Raw genomic sequence first — 15,350 nt, forward strand, 5'->3', positions numbered from 1 at the left:
CCATCGCAGCCGATCAGATCATGTGTTCGTCCTCCGTCGTAGAATATCAGCAAAGCCCCAGACTACAGAAGCGATCCGCCCCAGCTCCGATTCACGGCTTACCTGACGCCAGAGCGTGGTGTAAGACTCGAACCAGATCTCCAAAGCATCAGCCAAGTTCCGGTCGGCTCCCGCATTCTGAGCTCCAGGCAGAACGCCATGGCGAACGGCCAGGCTACGACCCAGTGCGTTGAAGAGACGTTGACCATGGACAGCCATCAACTGGGCCTGCATAGTTCTGCGCGCATCAGCCCGGCATTCGGCGGCGGCCCCGCCCATTCGTGCAGCAGCGTCGACCAACCGATCGTCAAGCTGATCCACCTGCCCGAGACCATTGCGCAAAGCCATGAGCAGACCCCGGCGAGCTTCGTCGGCATCGGCGGACGAATCAAGTCCGGGCAAGACGGGCAATGCACCGGCAAGGAAGTGGGCCACATCCTGGTTCAATCCGCCATGGCCGTCATCCAGCTCCCAGTAACGAACCATGTCCTCCCAACCGAAGACCTCACTGGAGCCTGCCTGGATCAGTGCCGGCAGATAGTCCCCTGTCGCATCCCCATAGATCAGCAAGCCCAGATCCCTGTCCACCCGGACTCTATCATCGTCATTCGGGTTCCAGAAGCACTGGGCGGCGTAGGCCATGCCAGGCAGGCTCATGCGCGGATCGTTGATGTGCCCGTAATCGCCCCAGTCGGTAACCATGGCCCCAACGGCACCGTACTGGATCCCGTATCGGCTCAGACGGCTGATGTTGTTCCATGCATCGTCGATTCCCGGCAGGAGAAGATTCCAGGCGTGAACGGCCGAGCAGACTACCTGCCGGGCCCCTGTAGAGGCCACAAGGGCAACCTTCTCCGGCCCTACCTGCGGGTCGTAGAGCCAATTGAGCAACGTGCAGTCCTTGGGCAGCCTGTCCAAGACTCTGGGCATGGACACAGCGACATCGCCCCAGAACATGGGATGGCGGCCCCGTGCATGCAGGTGATCGCACAGGCTGATCAAATAATCGGCGTACATATCAGCAGGATCCTTGCTGGAACCATTCTGCCGCGAACGCCCCTTGCCCAGATCGAAGGTCTCGTCACCGCCGATATTGAAATTACGTGTGCGCATAAGCGGCGCGTATGCGTCAATCAGTCCGGTCGAGAATGCCAGGGCCTGCGGGTGGTTGACATTGATGGTGTGGTGCTCCTGGCGCTCTATGAAAGAGTAGGGCCGGTCCGCCTGCTCAGGAAACTCGCCTAGATCCCTGAATCCGCGAGTGCGAAGGTTAGCGTAATGGTGGCCGAAGGTGGAGATCGAAGGCACCAACTCGATGCCCAGACGGGCGCAGTAGCCGTCGAAATCGGTGATCTGCCCGGGCTCCAGGGGGCTTGTGCCCCTCCAGGCCTCGCTCATGCCCGGGAAAGCCATGGTGTGCTCGATGTAGAGCTGCAGCTGATTGAACTTATACAAGGCCAATATATCCGCCCAGTGCCGCAGCCAGTCCATGGTGGGCACCCGACCACGGGTCACATCCAGGCTGTAGATGCGCGTTGGATAGGCGGGTCGGTCCTGGATGTGCAGGGCCGGAAGCACAGGACCGCATTGCATGATGATCTGCCGGAGGGTCTGCACCCCCCAGCGCAGCCCCTGACAGTCACCGCCGCGGATATTCACAATTGGACGGCGCTCCCCAGGATCGGCGATGCGCAGAAGATACTCCTGGGGGCCAAGTCTCTGGTCCAGATCCAGACTGATCGCCCCAGTCCAAGCCTGTCCTCGCGAATGGTCCCAGACCATTCCTGCAGCCCGCCTGATGGTATCTGTCAATTGGTCGCTCAGGACGGAACCCAGCTCCTGGTCAACTGCTGAACCGCATATAATTCTGCCCGCCACCGGCAACAGCAACTGGCCCCGGCCCCTTTGCACATGGAGCGGCTGGGGAATCAGGGCCAACGGACGCTCTCGCGAAGGATCGGCAACGGTGTCGATGCCATTATCAAGACTCATGCTCCATGCCTTTCCCGAAATGGGCTGATGCCGCCGACGACTGCATCACCGGCATGCCCCGGCTATGGCCATCATGGCCACCTCCTCAATCTACCAATACGCCGGGGACAGGGAATGATGCCGGCACCCAGGGCGAGCGGCCATCGGTAGGACACAATGACAGCAGCAAAAGCAAGAATCTGCAATCCATCGCATTGGTGCAGAGACAGAGGCTGGCCAACTTCCTGGTTGATGACGACACAGCCAACCATGCAGTTGCCCCTGTCTGGATAGCGTGGACTGTTCGGAACAGTTTGCACAGGGATAATAAACAGTGTTAATATATAAACATCGTTCATAAAGTGCGCGAAGATCGCGTGACCGTACTGCTCAAGGAGGAGGTTGACATGCGCGGCAGCCCATACGCCAGCACGCCACAGGCCCTCTCCGAGCTCAACCAGTCACGCATAGTCCAGTATCTGCACCAGCACGGTACCAGTTCGCGAGCCCAGATGGCCCGAGACCTCAATCTGACGCCGGCAGCCGTGGGCAAGCTGGCAGGCCGTCTGATTGACCTGGGCCTGATCAGCGAGACCGGCAGCATGGACTCAGAGGGCGGCCGTCGATCCATCGGCCTGGCCCTGAACGCCGACCGCTATCAGGTCATCGGAGTCAAGTTCGCCCGCAGCCTGGTCAGCATCGGACTGTTCGACATCAGCGGCCGTCTGCTGGACTCGGAGGATCTGCCTCCCGTCGACCCCGATGACATCCCCTGCGCCGTAGCCGAGGTCAGAACCCGGGTCGGAAGACGACTGGAGACCAACCCCGCCATCGTCGCCGTAGGCATGGCCATACCGGGCCCCTATCTGCGCGAGACCGGCCGCATCGCCTTGGTCACCAGCATGCCTGGCTGGCGTGGCGTGGACTTTATCCACGAATTCGGCCAAGCCTTCCGTGTACCCACCTTCATCGAGCAGGACGCCCGCGCCGGCGCACTGGCTCAGAGCCTGTTCGACCCACGGGTGAGCGCATCCAGCATGGCCTACTTTCTGGTGGGCGAAGGCGTTGGGCTTGGAGTCATCGACAGGGGCGCCCTGGTGGACGGAAGCCAGGGAGCGGCCACCGAGATCGGCCACGTCAGCATCGATCTGAACGGACTGCCCTGCGAGTGCGGCAATCGCGGCTGCCTGGAATGCTACTGCTCGGCGGTAGCCATCCACCGCCGCATGTGCCAGCCGGATATGCGGGATCACTTCCCTGGAGTCGAGGCCATGACCCACGCCAAGGCCTGCGCTGGCCTGTTCGACAAAGCCCGCACGGGCCAGCAGGCCGCCCAGACCCTGGTGGATCAGATAGCCGGCTATGTGGGCTATGGCTGCGTAACCATCGTCAACGCCTACAACCCCGCCCAGATCGTCATTGGAGACATGGTGGCCGGAGCCGGTACACGCCTGTTGGAACGTGTCCGATCCATAGTGTCCCAGCGCTCCCTGCCTGGCCTGCGAGAGCACACGCAGATCCTGCTCTCCCGCCTTCCAGCCGATGCTACGCTGACCGGCGCTGCGGCTGTAGCTGCCAGCCAATTTTTGGAGCACCCGGCCAGTATGGGCCGTACAGCTGTGAAGTCAACAAGCACAAGGCGGGCGCATCACCCGTCATCAGGAAAGGAACACCATGACCAGTAAACCCGTGGTCCTCAGCATCGGCGAAATCCTTTGGGACGTCCTGCCAACAGGCAAGCGGGCCGGTGGCGCACCGGTCAACTTCAGCTATCACGCCGCGAAGAACGGGGCGGAAGGCTACGCCATCAGCGCCGTGGGACGCGACGACCTGGGCCGGGAGCTCGAGGATGCGGTCCAGAAGGCCGGCGTCGATGCCGTCTTGCAGCACAACGACCATCCCACCAGCACTGTTGAGGTCCAGCTGACTGAGGGCATCCCCCAGTACGTCTTCAAGCCCGATGTGGCCTGGGACCATCTGGAATACACGGATGACCTGGCCGGTCTGGCCAGCAAGGCCGACGCCGTCTGCTACGGCACGCTGAGCATGCGCAGCAGACAGTCTCGCGAAACCTGTTTGCAGGTGCTGCGCCACACCAAGAGCCATGCCATGCGCTTCTTCGACATCAACCTGCGCGGCACCTTCTACAGCAAGGATCTGATTCAGGAGCTGCTGGACATGGCCACGGTCTTCAAGCTCAACGACGAAGAACTGGTCACCCTGCGTGACATGTTCCACGTGCCCGGAGCCACCGATGATGAGCTCTGCCACTGGTTCATGGATCAGTGGCACCTGGACACCATCGTGCTGACCGCCGGCAGCGATTACAGCACGATCTATCTGGCGGACGGCCAGTCCTCCCACCTGCCCACGCCTGAAATCACTGTGGCTGACACGGTCGGGGCCGGCGACGCCTTCTCCGGCACCTTCGCCATCAACCGCCTGTTGGGGGCCTCCCTGACTCAGGCTCACCGGGCTGCCGTCAACACTGCAGCCTTTGTCTGCACCCAGCAGGGCGCCTGGCCCGAATATCCCGAACATATCCCCGACTATCTGGGTCAGCAGGGCCAATGATCCCCTACCCCTCTCTCGGAGCATGATTTGGTCCCGCCCTGTCGAACTGTCGACTGGACGGGACCAGATTTATATCTGCGGAATCACGATTTACCAGATGCCGATGAGCCGCCACCAGCCCAGGCCCACGGTCAGGAAGATAGCCACAGTCACCAATCCGCAGATCAGGCCAATACGCAGGAACTCAGAGGTCTTGACGTATCCGGCACCGTAAATCAAGGCCGCCGGTCCGGAGGCGTAATGGGTCATGGCACCGATTAAACCGCTGGCGCATCCCAGCATCAGCGCTGCAGGCATGGCGGGTACCCCGGCAGCCACGGCCACGCTGACGAAGAGCGTGTAGATGGCCGCCACCTGGGCCAGCTCAGAAGCGAACATGTAGTGGATGAAGAAGTAGAAGACCGTCAAAATAACCAAGACCAACACCCAAGGCATGCCCTTGACCAGCCCGGCGATGATCTCCCCTGCCCAGGTGGTGACGCCCAGGGTATTCAGGGGTTCAGCCATGCCTACCAGAACACCGAAGAAAATCAGCGTGGACCAGGCGGACTTGTTGGCGACCATGTCCTGCCAGGTGATGATCTTGGTGCACAGCAGCACGGCCACGCCCAGGAAGGCCACGGTGGTGGAATTGATATGGATCACCGAGCCGGTCGCCCAGAGGACCAGCATGACCAGGAAGGTCACAGCCATGATCCACTCGTGCATGCTCAGCGGGCCAAGTCCTTTGAGTTCATCCTTGGCATCCTCCTGAGCCTGAGGAACGTTCCGCAGGGTGGGCGGAAAGATGCGATAGATCAAGGCGGGGATGATGATCAGGCAGATCAGGCCGGGCACGATACCGGCCATGGCCCAGGTGCCCCACCCGATGTCCACATGGAATTTCTGGGCCAGCTGTCCTACGACAGGGCCTGCCGCCATAGCCGTCAGGAACATGGCCGATGTAATGGCGTTGACATTGTTGGCTGTGATCGCCAAGTAAGCGCCGATGCGTCGCCGGGAGTCGTCCGTGTCCGGTTTTGAATCCTGCACGTCGCTGATGGAGGTGATGATCGGGAAAAGAATGCCGCCCAGACGAGCCGTGTTTGAAGGAGTGGCCGGAGCCAGGACCAGGTCGGCGGCCGAGAGCCCGTAGGCTATGCCCAGACTGGACTTGCCCAATCGGGAAAGAAAGACCAAAGCGATCCTCCGGCCCAGTCCGGTGGAGACAAATCCCTGGGCAATGAAGAAGGCCGCCACTATCAGCCAGATGGAGGCACTGCCTAGTCCGTTGAAAGCTGCCTTCTTGGGGTCCAGGGCACCAGTCAGCATCCCCACGGTCATGCCAATGATAGCCACCGCTGATGTGGGCAGAGGCTGCAGAATCAGCCCTAGGATGGTGCCCACAAAGACTCCTAGCATATGCATGCCCTGGGGAGTCAGTCCCTTGGGAGGCGGTATGAGGAAGATGACCAGCCCTACCGCCACGCAGATGAGAGCCTTGACCAGTTGGCCCGTATTGAAAGGCTGGCTAGCCCCTGCCTGGGGGTCTCCCCTGCCCTCACCCGTTCTTACTGTTTCACCCATCATTGCTCCTTCGCTCATGATCCGGCGTATATCTGCCCGGAAACCGCCGGCCTCCTCGTCGGCATGCTCATGTGGACTTATGCTATGCGGCAGGCGACAGAGGCTACAAATAAGCGCCGCATATATGAGGGTGCGCCATAGCTGGCGGCTGTCTAGGGCCCCCAGACCCGTCAAACAAGGGTAAATAGGCCCTTGACAGCATATAGACGATGCTTATTTGGCGGTCGGCAAGAGGTTTTTCTAGGCTGTTTGCAGAGGTCTGGCAACGCGGCCGGCCCCGATCGTGAAGGACAAGTGAGACCATGACAGGATTCGATACCATCAACGATTCCTATGCCAACCGGGGACTGGGATTCGACTATGAGCAGCGGCGCGAGCTAAAACTGGACGGGCTGCTGCCTGCTGCCGTACAGGATGACGAACAGCGCGAGCGCATCGTCTACCGCCGCTTCCTGGCCCAGCCCACCGATCTGGACAAGCGGCTCTATCTGATGAGCATCTGCCGCACCGACCGTCGGCTTTTCTACAGGAGCATGGACAAGCACCTGACCGAATACATGCCCATCGTCTACGCCCCCACCGTGGCCCAGTCCATCCAACGCTACGACGAGTTCTATTCGGGCAGCGATGTGGCCTACATCTCCATCGATCATCCCGAGGGGATCGGCGATGCCCTGGATCAGTACGCCGGCGATCGGCCCATTGACCTGGTGGTCTGCACCGACGCGGAAGGCATTCTTGGCATCGGCGACTGGGGCGCTCAGGGCGCTGAGATCCTGACGGGCAAGCTGGCGGTTTACACCGCCGCTGCCGGCATTGACCCCTCTCGCGTTCTGCCGGTGATGGTGGATGTGGGCACCAACCGCCAGGCCCTGCTGGACAATCCTGACTACGTGGGCAATCACTTCGCCAGGGTCAGGGGCCAGCGCTACGACGACTTCATCGATGACTTCGTCCAACAGGTCCTCCAGCGCTATCCGGAGGCCCTGATCCACTGGGAGGACTTCGGCAGGCCAGAGGCCGCGCCCGTCCTCAAGCGCTATCAGGACCGGATCCTGACCCTGAATGACGACATCCAAGGCACTGGCGTGACCGTCCTGGCCGCACTTATCGCCGCCAGAAAAATCGCCGGAACCGACCCCAAGGACACCAGGATCATGGTCTTCGGCGCAGGGACCGCCGGCGTGGGCATCGCCGACCAGATCGTGGACGACCTGATCATCCGCCAAGGCATGGATACCGAGACCGCGCGCAGCAGGGTCCTGCTCTTCGACCGTCAGGGTCTGATCGAGCAGGGCCAGGATGATCTGACCGAGGGCCAAACCCGTTATGCACGCAAGCCGGACGAGTTCGCCTCGGTCACCGACAAGACCTCGCTGGCACAGGTCGTCGACGCCTTCCAACCCACAGTGCTCATCGGCACCTCGACCAAACCCGGAGCCTTTGACCAGAACGTTGTGGAGGCCATGGCCAAGCATGTGGAACGGCCGCTGCTCTGCCCCATCTCCAACCCCACGGAACTGGCCGAGGCCAAGGCCGCCGACGTGATCGCCTGGACCCACGGCCGCGGTTTCGTCATCACCGGCACTCCCTCAAAGCCTGTTGACTACCAGGGCGTCACCTATTCCATCGGACAGGGCAACAACGCCCTCATGTATCCTGGCATCTGCTTCGGGGCCATCGTCGCCAAGGCACGGCTGGTCACCAGGGGAATGTTGTTGGCCGCAGCCTATGCCATTTCCGACATGATCGACGTGGACAAGCCTGGAACCGCCGTGTTGCCGCCGGTGGCCGACCTCAAGGAGATCTCGCGCCGGGTCGCCACTGCTGTGGCTGAACAGGCCGTCCAGGAGGGCCTGAACCGTGAGCCGATTGAGGATGTGGACGCCGCCGTGGCCAAGGCCCAATGGCACTATGATGCCTGAGCGAAACCTGCGCCTTCGCCTCTTGCGATGCTGAGATTGGGGCCCGGCCGTCACAGTTCATAACCTATGATCGTGACGACCGGGCCCCAATCATGAGTCTGGCCCTGTCAATATTCTCAAGGGTCAATCTTCTCAAGTTCAGCTAACGATGATAGGCTAACAGTAAGTAGTCTTTCGCCAAAGTTGACGGATAAGCAATACTAATCTGAGCAACAATCAAGGGAAGCGGCTCATGACCTATATGGATAATGTCCGCGACCTCGAGCTGCTTACCATGCTGGCCCGGTACGGCAGTTTCACCGATGTCGCGTTGGAGGCAGGCATCTCCCAACCTGCGGTCTCGCAGGCCATCAGAAGACTGGAAATGCGTCTGGGAACCAAGCTGGTCCAGAGGAAGCGCTTCGGTGCTGGCGACGGCACACAGCTCACCCAATCCGGAAGAACAGTGGTGGACCACGTCGGCCAGGCCCTGGACCTGATCAACACCCTGCCCGAGGCCCTGGCTGCGAGGAATGGGATCCGACGGCGCATCATCGGCCTGCCGCCCATCATCTCATCGCTGCTGAGCTCCGGGCAAGGGCGGCAAGAGCAGTGCGAACCAGACAAGAACACGACCGTAGAAACCATAGGGTCTCAAAAGTTGCTGAGTCAGATAGAGGCCCACCGTGTGGACTACGGGGCGGTGGCCAGTGTCGACGAGTCTTTGAGCGTGGATGGCGTTGAAACGACCAAGCTGACATCCTTCCCCTTCGGCATGGTCTGCACCCAGTCCATGGCCGAACGGTTGGGCACGGCAGGAATGACCAGTCTGCACCCCGAGGATCTGTCCATGCTTCCCGGGGACGTTCCTTTCACGACCCTCAACCGCGATTTCGTCCATGCCCAGGCTGCCGAACGTCTGATTCACCTGTCTGAACCAGTCAGTCATCTGGTTGAGGTCTCCGACGTAGAAACCCTGAAGATGGTGACCACATCCGGTCTGGTCTGCAGCCTGATCACCTCGGCCGGCGTGCACCCTGGCGATGGCCTGCGCTTCATCCCCTTTGCCGGGGATGACATGCCCCGTTTCAACATCTTCCTCTTCAACGACACCAAGCGGGAGGCCTTCTACGAAGATGTGGATGAGGTGCATGCCTTCAGCGACTATGCCACCAGTCGACTAGGCTCTGTGGCTTGACCAGGATCGCGGTCAATGCCGAGAGAGAAGCGGAATATCTGCAACGTCCATCTGTTGTATACTGACGAGGCTGGTCCGTAATGGCACCAGCGGGGCTTGATAATTCAAGATTGGGGCTGATCGGTTTCGACGGTGACCTGTACGTCGCAGGGAAGCGTGCCGAGAACGCGGGGGTCCGCTCGTTAATGTCCTCCCGCAAACAACAAGTGCTAAATCTAACCGCACTGAGTTCGCTCTCGCTGCCTGAGCTTCGCGCCAGGATTAACCAGTGAGCAGCTGCTCCGTTCACTCCCCTTCGCCTTCGGGGGGATGCTGAGCGTCATTAAGAAGACTTGCCTGAACTGCTGCGCCACAGGGCGGTTCGGGGACTTTTTCTGCGGCTATGCCCGCCACCAGTTGTCTGCGACACAGGCGGGGGCAGACAGATAGCCACAAAGGCCAGCAGACTACGCACGTAGAAGACTGAGGGTGCGGTCACCGGACCGGGGTTCAATTCCCCGCAGCTCCACCAAAACAAGCCATCCAATTAACCCTGGGTGGCTTTTTTGTTGTGATAATTGGCTTTATTGCTGGCATGCAGTCAGAAGACTCTAATCGGTTTAGAGCTGTTTTGATTGGTTTTATCGGGTATGAGATGGGTCGTTTAGTGGGTCGTTTGGATGTACAGGTGGACAGGATAAGACGATTCGGCAATCTCAAGTACCGGCCCAGCAAAGAGAACCCGACTCGGATAGTGGCAAGTTACCCGACCCCAGTATAGGCCTTCGATAAATGGCACGGTCTGGCCAACAGGCAAAGCAAGTCATTCCCCTTGGATGCGGCTGCGGAAGCACAGGCTTGGCTGAATGATGCCGAGAAGAGAATTCAAATCGGGATATGGGAGCCTCCCCAGACCACTCAGCATAAAGCAAAATCAAAGAGGATCACTCTGGGAGAGTACTTCCCCGAGTGGCTGGAGAATCGCACATTCAAAGGGAGACCTCTGAAGGCAGGAACCAAGTACCGGCTTCGCAAGGACGTCGAGAACCACATCCTCGCCTGGTTCGGGAACACGAGGCTCATCGACATAACCCAGGCCGGCATCAATCAGTGGCTGGCTTCGATGCCTTCCGACCAGCAGGCCATGAAGGCCAATGCATACAAGGCCCTGAAATCCATCCTCCGGACCGCGAGCCAGCCCGGCCTGCACGGGGAGCCACCCCTGATACCCGCATACCCCTGCACTAAGTCACTGCCGAAACCCGAAAGGAAATCAAAGACAGTCCCGGCCACGCCGGAAGAGGTCAAGGCCATCTATGATGCCATGCCGGAACGCTACCGGATGAGCATCTACCTGGCCGTGTTCGGGGACCGACTGCGCATAGGCGAGGTGTGCGCCCTCCAACGCCGCGACATAGATCCGAAAACACGCACCCTGCACATCAGACGAGGCAGGGCGACCATGGATAACGAGAGACTCACCGATACTCCCAAGACCGACAACAGCATCAGGGACGAGCGGATACCACCGCAACTGCTACCGCTCCTCCAACAGTTCCTGGATGAACAGGTCCGATCTGAGAAGGACGCTTGGCTTTTCCCAGAACGTGAAGACCCCACCAAACCCATCCACCCGAATTCACTACGCTCCTGGTATTCACAGGCACGGGACCAGGCCGGCCGACCGGACCTCCGTTTCCATGATCTACGGCATACCGGGTTGACTTGGCTTGCTGCAGAAGGGGCCACAATCAGGGAACTCATGGATGCCGCGGGACACGCGGACGTAAACACCGCCATGCGATACCAGCACTCTCTCGACAGACGAAAGGACATCCTGGCCGAGAAGTTGGGCGCCAACCTTCTGCCGGATGAAACACCGGAACTCCTGCTAGCACGGATCGGGAGGGTTGATGAGGATATTGCCGGTCTGGAGAGGCAGCGTGCGGATCTGGTGGCCCGGCTTCAGGAGTTGTGAGTGTGATATTAGCGTTCGAGTCGGATGATGTCCGCTTCTCTGGCGCTGTGTCGTGGTGAGGTCTTGACGGATCTATTGGTGTAGCGCTTTGAACTGTTCTTGTTTGTGTTTGTTGCTATCGGGTTGGTGTTCCTGGTCGATGACCTGGTCCAGTTGTTTATGCAGGAAGATGGTCAGCCTCGCCTTGCGGTCTTAGGGCGCTGGAATGTAATCTGAATGTTTGTTGGGTATCTGGCTGATGTCGTCTGGAGTGTAGAGCATTGTTTTATAACTTGTAGTCTCCGAACTCACGCATAAGAGTTCTTACCTCGTCTAATCGGTACTCGAAATCGGTCACTCGCCGTATAAACCCCTCCATATACTGCGTGTTGATAGGGAACTGACTACCTGATTTGCCTTTTCCTTTAGTAGATAACCTCTGTTCCCCCGTCTCTTCATCAGTTACGGGGAAACCGTGGATGATTCGATTGCGCTGGTCACAGAGCACCTTATAATCGCCAAGAAGTTTGGGACTAACATATTCTTTATCATCAATATGCTGCTCAATGTATGGGCATAATTTACCAGCCGTGTAGTCGGTGAGTATTGCCCATTCAAGGCCAATGCCTTGGGATCGTAATAATTCAATGATAAATGACTGGCAGCGATTGAAACAGTAAACAGATACTCCTAGGAGCATGGAGTAGTCCAGCTCAGGCAGAATCGACGCGGCACGATGGTCTGCCCCTATTGCTTCGTATATCTTCTCTGCCTTCTTGTACATGTCATTCCTTCTAGTATGCCCTCATTATAAGAGCTTGGTATTGCTCTGTGCCCTCCAACTCGGGGGAATGCTGAACCTAAATGTATTGGGCTTAAGCTTGTTAACGTGGCTCCTGACTCCAGCAATGCCCGGCCAGCCAGGAGCTTGAGTATATAAGCAGATGATCTACTACTACGATATGACCTACCACGCCCTCAAAGGCAAAGTCAGCAATACACTCACCGACTACTTGGGGTAGGTAACTTTACAGCATCCGATGGTAAGTTTCTTGGTGTGAATAGACAGAGCATCTTCGGTATCTGCCATCTATGCAGCGAGGAAAACACCTCACGTTTGAACACATACCGCACCAGTCCAGAATGCAAAAATCGCCCCTCGCTCCAGTATCCCGGAACAGAGGGGAAACTACACTTTCCCTGTACTAAGGCACTTCTAGCTTGCGAGAACTACGCCGCGCCACTCATTGGCTATCACGCACCTCTGACACGCCGGCGATGCTTGTGAGCACACTGGCGATCGCGGCCAATGCGGCAGTCCCGGCCACCAGCGGCCAGTTGACCATGCCGATGGTGGCCGCACTGATGGAGATGACTGCACGGGCTGCCTGGGCGGCGGTCTTGACAGCTCACACCCCTGCTGCCTTCGCCTAATCGCGTATATGATAGAACTCTTCACCTCAGGTGGCCATATGCTCTGGCATTGGCGTATTGGTTATTTTGACTTCCTTTATCTGTATGGGTTCTGGTCGCAGATGGCTATCTGCAAACGGTCGAAGAGCTCCCCGTACATGCCCGCGTAATTGCCCCCGTAGCGCATACGCTCGATCAGGACGCACAGGTCAGCCATTGTCCCGTCCCCCTTCCAGAGCCTGGGCGACTTCGTCGGAGGAGACGACCGGCACGCCTTCGGGTGGCAGGCTCTCCCCCTGCGGCTGGTGTTCGTGCACTTGCCGGCCGGCCATGACAACCCGCCTTTCCGCCCTTCTCCGGGCATGGAAAAGACCAACCCCGGTTGAGGATGGCCATGAATAAAAAACAGTGGAAGGCACTCAGACTGCCGCCAGCAGGAAGAAGACCAGGACTCTCAGCAGGCTCCGAAGAGCCCACCCGAGCAGGAGGGCCAGCCCGAAGACGGCTGCGGATGCCAGGCACAGGCAGGCAACGACACCCAGGACGGTCAGGACGGTTCGCCTGCTCATGACCGCCCCTCCCCGTGGCGCTGGGCCAGATAGTCCCCCGCCTCCTGCATGACCCAGCAGTGGGCATCCAGGGATTCAAGCTCCGACAGTTCGTAGCGAACCTTCGAGCTCTGGCCGCCACGCTGCTCCATGAGACTGGCCAGGGTGTTCCTGATGGAATCCTTGCGGATCTCCCTGAGCTGGTCCTGCACCTGCACGGTCTGCCTGCGCAGATCGCAGGTCTCACGCCAGCGCCGGTTCACGGCGGAATCATATGGGAGACGCCCCGGGTCGACGTGCGAGTAGAGCCATGCGGCCAGAGCACTGAGCCCTCCCGGCCAGATCTTCACGATCAGGCCAAACAGAGCAATCACCACCGCGTCGGAGATAAGACCACCCGTCAACGAGTCGAACATAAGCGATACTGCCTTTCAAGCCTGTAGGAAAACCCACACGGGAAACCATGCTTTCAGACGTGGCCACCGTGTGGGTTTTAGCTGGATACGAAACAACAGACACTTATCCGCAGGTTCATGGCAGTCATGCTGTCGAATCGGGCGGACCCCTCGACAACATCCGCGATCGCCTGCGACTATGTGCCGGGGGCGAAGTGGCTGACCGTCAGGATGAACAAGCCCATCAACAAGGGCGCTCTCATTGACATTTCGTATCTGATCGCATTGGGACGGTAGAGCCGGCCTGTTCAGATAGCCATGCCGCGTGGATGAAGAAGTCAGCGGAAGCGGCCCCTGTGGTGGGCCGTTAGCTGCTGGCAGTCGATCTATGCCAGAAGGTAGGTGAGGGAGGTGGAAAAGCCGCCGGTATTCTGACTGTTGCCGAAATTCTGGTAGCTTATGGCACCGTTCGTGTCAATGGTGATCTGCCGCTGGCTGCTCCCGTCCCTACCCTGGTATGGATGGATGACGGTCATGGCGGGCCTCCAATCATCAGGCAGGTGGCCCATGCCTCCCGAGTCCCATGAGTCCCCGTTCGCCGATCTCCAGTTGATGGTCAGCTGGGCGACCGCCCCGGCCCGGACAGCGAAAATGCCGCCGTAGGCGCTGTTCACAACCGTGACCGGCACAGTGTGGATTACGGGCTGGGTATGCGGTTGTAGAGAGGGATGGGCGCGCCAGGAGTGATGCTGGAGATCGGGATACGGTACAAGGGCATGTCCGAGACGGTTGCGCCTTCGATTATGCGACCCTCCTGATATTCGGGGTCGGCTGGCGTTCCCTGCGTGACGGTCCCCTGGAGGATCTTCAGCTCCGCCGTCTCGACGCCGTTGGACGCTCTTGAGTACCGGCAAACGGCAAGGTCGTTCCTCTTCACCCCCCGGGCGCCGGAAACAACAGTCGCCGAGGTCGAGGAGACGAGGTCACATGGCGGCCTTGCATGATCAGGTCGCCGCTTGCGAGCACGAACGTGTTGGCGTTGCTCATACTTGCCGTGAGCAGCCCCTTGGTGTTGAGCACGTAATCCCCCGGGCCCACTATGCCCGTGTTGAACGATGCAATGTCATTGACCTTGTCCTCCTCGTCCCGGTCTTTCTGAAGCATGAACTGGTTGAAATCGTTGTCCTGTCGAATTGCGAAGAGGTGCCAGATCGGGTGGCAGCTCTTGCACAGAAGCCTGGTGTTCTGGGTGATGATAGCTTTAGAGCGCCCGACATTCAATTCCTCAATTTCCGCAAAAAGACAACGTCATGCTTCTGAAATCCGTCCAAGTAAAAGAGCTCAATCCTTCCCGTTTCAGGGATCATCACCGCATGCGCAGGGGAGACACTTCTCCGAATTCAATGCAATAAACGGGGTTGCCCCCATCCATGGCGGCTATGCCTACGGCAGCGCCTCGCGAGTTTATAAAGTGCGGTCCCATGGAGATAGGGGACACGTAATACCCATGCACCAGCCCCGGTCCAGAATCCGCATGTGCTGTAACAGCTCCTGTGAAAAGGGTCGCTATCCCCACCGCAAGAGCCATTAGCACTTTAGGAAGTTTCCTAAATCGTTGCTTCATCTTTTACCTTTCCAATTCTTAATCCGTTTCTACGGATTCGTTATGACTGGGTCGGATCCCGGTATCCAGGACCCACCCATATCTACTGATCCGCCACTGTTTGACGAACCACCGCCTTGAGGAACTTGTGGATGTGGGGCCTGTACGGGTGCAGAGCCGCCATTTGTGCCGCCCGTGTGACC

14 protein-coding genes and 1 other RNA gene are annotated in these 15,350 nt (G+C 59.0%); 7 read left to right on the top strand and 8 right to left on the bottom strand.

The genetic code is table 11. The features are described from left to right. Positions 1–18: 18 nt before the first annotated feature. Positions 19–2,031 carry a glycoside hydrolase family 20 zincin-like fold domain-containing protein gene (locus J3T92_RS09310; protein WP_267401252.1) on the bottom strand — a complete coding sequence of 671 codons (2,013 nt, stop codon included), beginning with the start codon at positions 2,029–2,031 and terminating at the stop codon, positions 19–21. Between the two features lie 386 nt (positions 2,032–2,417). On the opposite strand from J3T92_RS09310, the gene J3T92_RS09315 reads away from it, so the two are divergent. After that, positions 2,418–3,695, top strand: coding sequence for an ROK family transcriptional regulator (locus J3T92_RS09315; RefSeq protein WP_267401273.1), 1,278 nt, complete (start codon positions 2,418–2,420; stop codon positions 3,693–3,695). Continuing rightward, on the top strand, positions 3,685–4,584 hold the full coding sequence (locus tag J3T92_RS09320; RefSeq protein WP_220237075.1) for a carbohydrate kinase family protein: 900 nt from the start codon (positions 3,685–3,687) through the stop codon (positions 4,582–4,584). The genes J3T92_RS09315 and J3T92_RS09320 overlap by 11 nt, the downstream gene beginning before the upstream one ends. A 90-nt stretch (positions 4,585–4,674) precedes the next feature. On the opposite strand, the gene J3T92_RS09325 is transcribed toward J3T92_RS09320, so the two are convergent. Further along, the gene (locus J3T92_RS09325; RefSeq protein ID WP_267401253.1) at positions 4,675–6,168 is read right to left on the bottom strand and encodes a DASS family sodium-coupled anion symporter; all 1,494 of its coding nucleotides are present in this window, start codon (positions 6,166–6,168) and stop codon (positions 4,675–4,677) included. A gap of 284 nt (positions 6,169–6,452) precedes the next feature. Between J3T92_RS09325 and J3T92_RS09330 the strand changes: the two genes are divergently transcribed. The 4 genes from J3T92_RS09330 to J3T92_RS09345 all read left to right on the top strand — a co-directional run bounded on the left by J3T92_RS09330 (position 6,453) and on the right by J3T92_RS09345 (position 11,209). Beyond that, complete coding sequence (locus tag J3T92_RS09330; RefSeq protein ID WP_267401254.1) at positions 6,453–8,075, top strand: NAD-dependent malic enzyme; 1,623 nt, start codon at positions 6,453–6,455, stop codon at positions 8,073–8,075. Between the two features lie 232 nt (positions 8,076–8,307). Continuing rightward, positions 8,308–9,252 carry a LysR family transcriptional regulator gene (locus J3T92_RS09335; protein ID WP_267401255.1) on the top strand — a complete coding sequence of 315 codons (945 nt, stop codon included), beginning with the start codon at positions 8,308–8,310 and terminating at the stop codon, positions 9,250–9,252. Between the two features lie 112 nt (positions 9,253–9,364). Continuing rightward, positions 9,365–9,763, top strand: a transfer-messenger RNA (tmRNA) gene (gene ssrA, locus J3T92_RS09340). 300 nt (positions 9,764–10,063) lie between these two features. Then, a complete protein-coding gene (locus J3T92_RS09345; protein ID WP_267401256.1) occupies positions 10,064–11,209 on the top strand; it encodes a tyrosine-type recombinase/integrase in 1,146 nt (381 codons plus the stop codon). Positions 11,210–11,474: 265 nt separating this feature from the next. Here the strand turns inward: J3T92_RS09345 and J3T92_RS09350 are convergent, their stop codons facing one another. The 4 genes from J3T92_RS09350 to J3T92_RS09365 all read right to left on the bottom strand — a co-directional run bounded on the left by J3T92_RS09350 (position 11,475) and on the right by J3T92_RS09365 (position 13,565). Beyond that, the gene (locus J3T92_RS09350; RefSeq protein ID WP_267401257.1) at positions 11,475–11,972 is read right to left on the bottom strand and encodes a hypothetical protein; all 498 of its coding nucleotides are present in this window, start codon (positions 11,970–11,972) and stop codon (positions 11,475–11,477) included. Between the two features lie 460 nt (positions 11,973–12,432). Then, positions 12,433–12,561, bottom strand: a complete 129-nt coding sequence (locus J3T92_RS09580) for a holin (RefSeq protein ID WP_416378867.1) — start codon at positions 12,559–12,561, stop codon at positions 12,433–12,435. A gap of 459 nt (positions 12,562–13,020) precedes the next feature. Then, positions 13,021–13,170 (bottom strand): hypothetical protein, encoded by a 150-nt coding sequence (locus tag J3T92_RS09360; protein ID WP_267401261.1) that lies wholly within the window; start codon positions 13,168–13,170, stop codon positions 13,021–13,023. Then, positions 13,167–13,565: a hypothetical protein gene (locus J3T92_RS09365; protein WP_267401262.1), complete on the bottom strand. Its 399-nt coding sequence runs from the start codon at positions 13,563–13,565 to the stop codon at positions 13,167–13,169. The genes J3T92_RS09360 and J3T92_RS09365 overlap by 4 nt, the downstream gene beginning before the upstream one ends. Positions 13,566–13,682: 117 nt before the next feature. Here J3T92_RS09365 and J3T92_RS09370 point away from each other — a divergent pair, with 117 nt between their 5' ends. Then, complete coding sequence (locus J3T92_RS09370) at positions 13,683–13,841, top strand: hypothetical protein (RefSeq protein WP_267401263.1); 159 nt, start codon at positions 13,683–13,685, stop codon at positions 13,839–13,841. A gap of 89 nt (positions 13,842–13,930) precedes the next feature. On the opposite strand, the gene J3T92_RS09375 is transcribed toward J3T92_RS09370, so the two are convergent. Together J3T92_RS09375 and J3T92_RS09380 are read right to left on the bottom strand one after the other, a co-directional pair. Then, positions 13,931–14,233: a hypothetical protein gene (locus tag J3T92_RS09375; protein WP_267401264.1), complete on the bottom strand. Its 303-nt coding sequence runs from the start codon at positions 14,231–14,233 to the stop codon at positions 13,931–13,933. Between the two features lie 244 nt (positions 14,234–14,477). Continuing rightward, positions 14,478–14,825 (bottom strand): hypothetical protein, encoded by a 348-nt coding sequence (locus J3T92_RS09380; RefSeq protein ID WP_267401265.1) that lies wholly within the window; start codon positions 14,823–14,825, stop codon positions 14,478–14,480. Between the last annotated feature and the right edge of the window lie 525 nt (positions 14,826–15,350).

It is taken from the genome of Bifidobacterium sp. B4081 (assembly GCF_026537335.1).
Lineage (GTDB): Bacteria > Actinomycetota > Actinomycetes > Actinomycetales > Bifidobacteriaceae > Bombiscardovia.

Excerpts from the sequence above, each read along its gene's own strand:
- J3T92_RS09330 (WP_267401254.1), top strand. The coding sequence starts at position 6,453 with ATGACAGGATTCGATACCATCAACGATTCCTATGCCAACCGGGGACTG.
- J3T92_RS09310 (WP_267401252.1), bottom strand. The coding sequence starts at position 2,031 with ATGAGTCTTGATAATGGCATCGACACCGTTGCCGATCCTTCGCGAGAG.
- J3T92_RS09320 (WP_220237075.1), top strand. The coding sequence starts at position 3,685 with ATGACCAGTAAACCCGTGGTCCTCAGCATCGGCGAAATCCTTTGGGAC.
- J3T92_RS09360 (WP_267401261.1), bottom strand. The coding sequence starts at position 13,170 with ATGAGCAGGCGAACCGTCCTGACCGTCCTGGGTGTCGTTGCCTGCCTG.
- J3T92_RS09315 (WP_267401273.1), top strand. The coding sequence starts at position 2,418 with ATGCGCGGCAGCCCATACGCCAGCACGCCACAGGCCCTCTCCGAGCTC.
- J3T92_RS09350 (WP_267401257.1), bottom strand. The coding sequence starts at position 11,972 with ATGTACAAGAAGGCAGAGAAGATATACGAAGCAATAGGGGCAGACCAT.
- J3T92_RS09335 (WP_267401255.1), top strand. The coding sequence starts at position 8,308 with ATGACCTATATGGATAATGTCCGCGACCTCGAGCTGCTTACCATGCTG.
- J3T92_RS09365 (WP_267401262.1), bottom strand. The coding sequence starts at position 13,565 with ATGTTCGACTCGTTGACGGGTGGTCTTATCTCCGACGCGGTGGTGATT.
- J3T92_RS09325 (WP_267401253.1), bottom strand. The coding sequence starts at position 6,168 with ATGAGCGAAGGAGCAATGATGGGTGAAACAGTAAGAACGGGTGAGGGC.
- J3T92_RS09370 (WP_267401263.1), top strand. The coding sequence starts at position 13,683 with ATGGCAGTCATGCTGTCGAATCGGGCGGACCCCTCGACAACATCCGCG.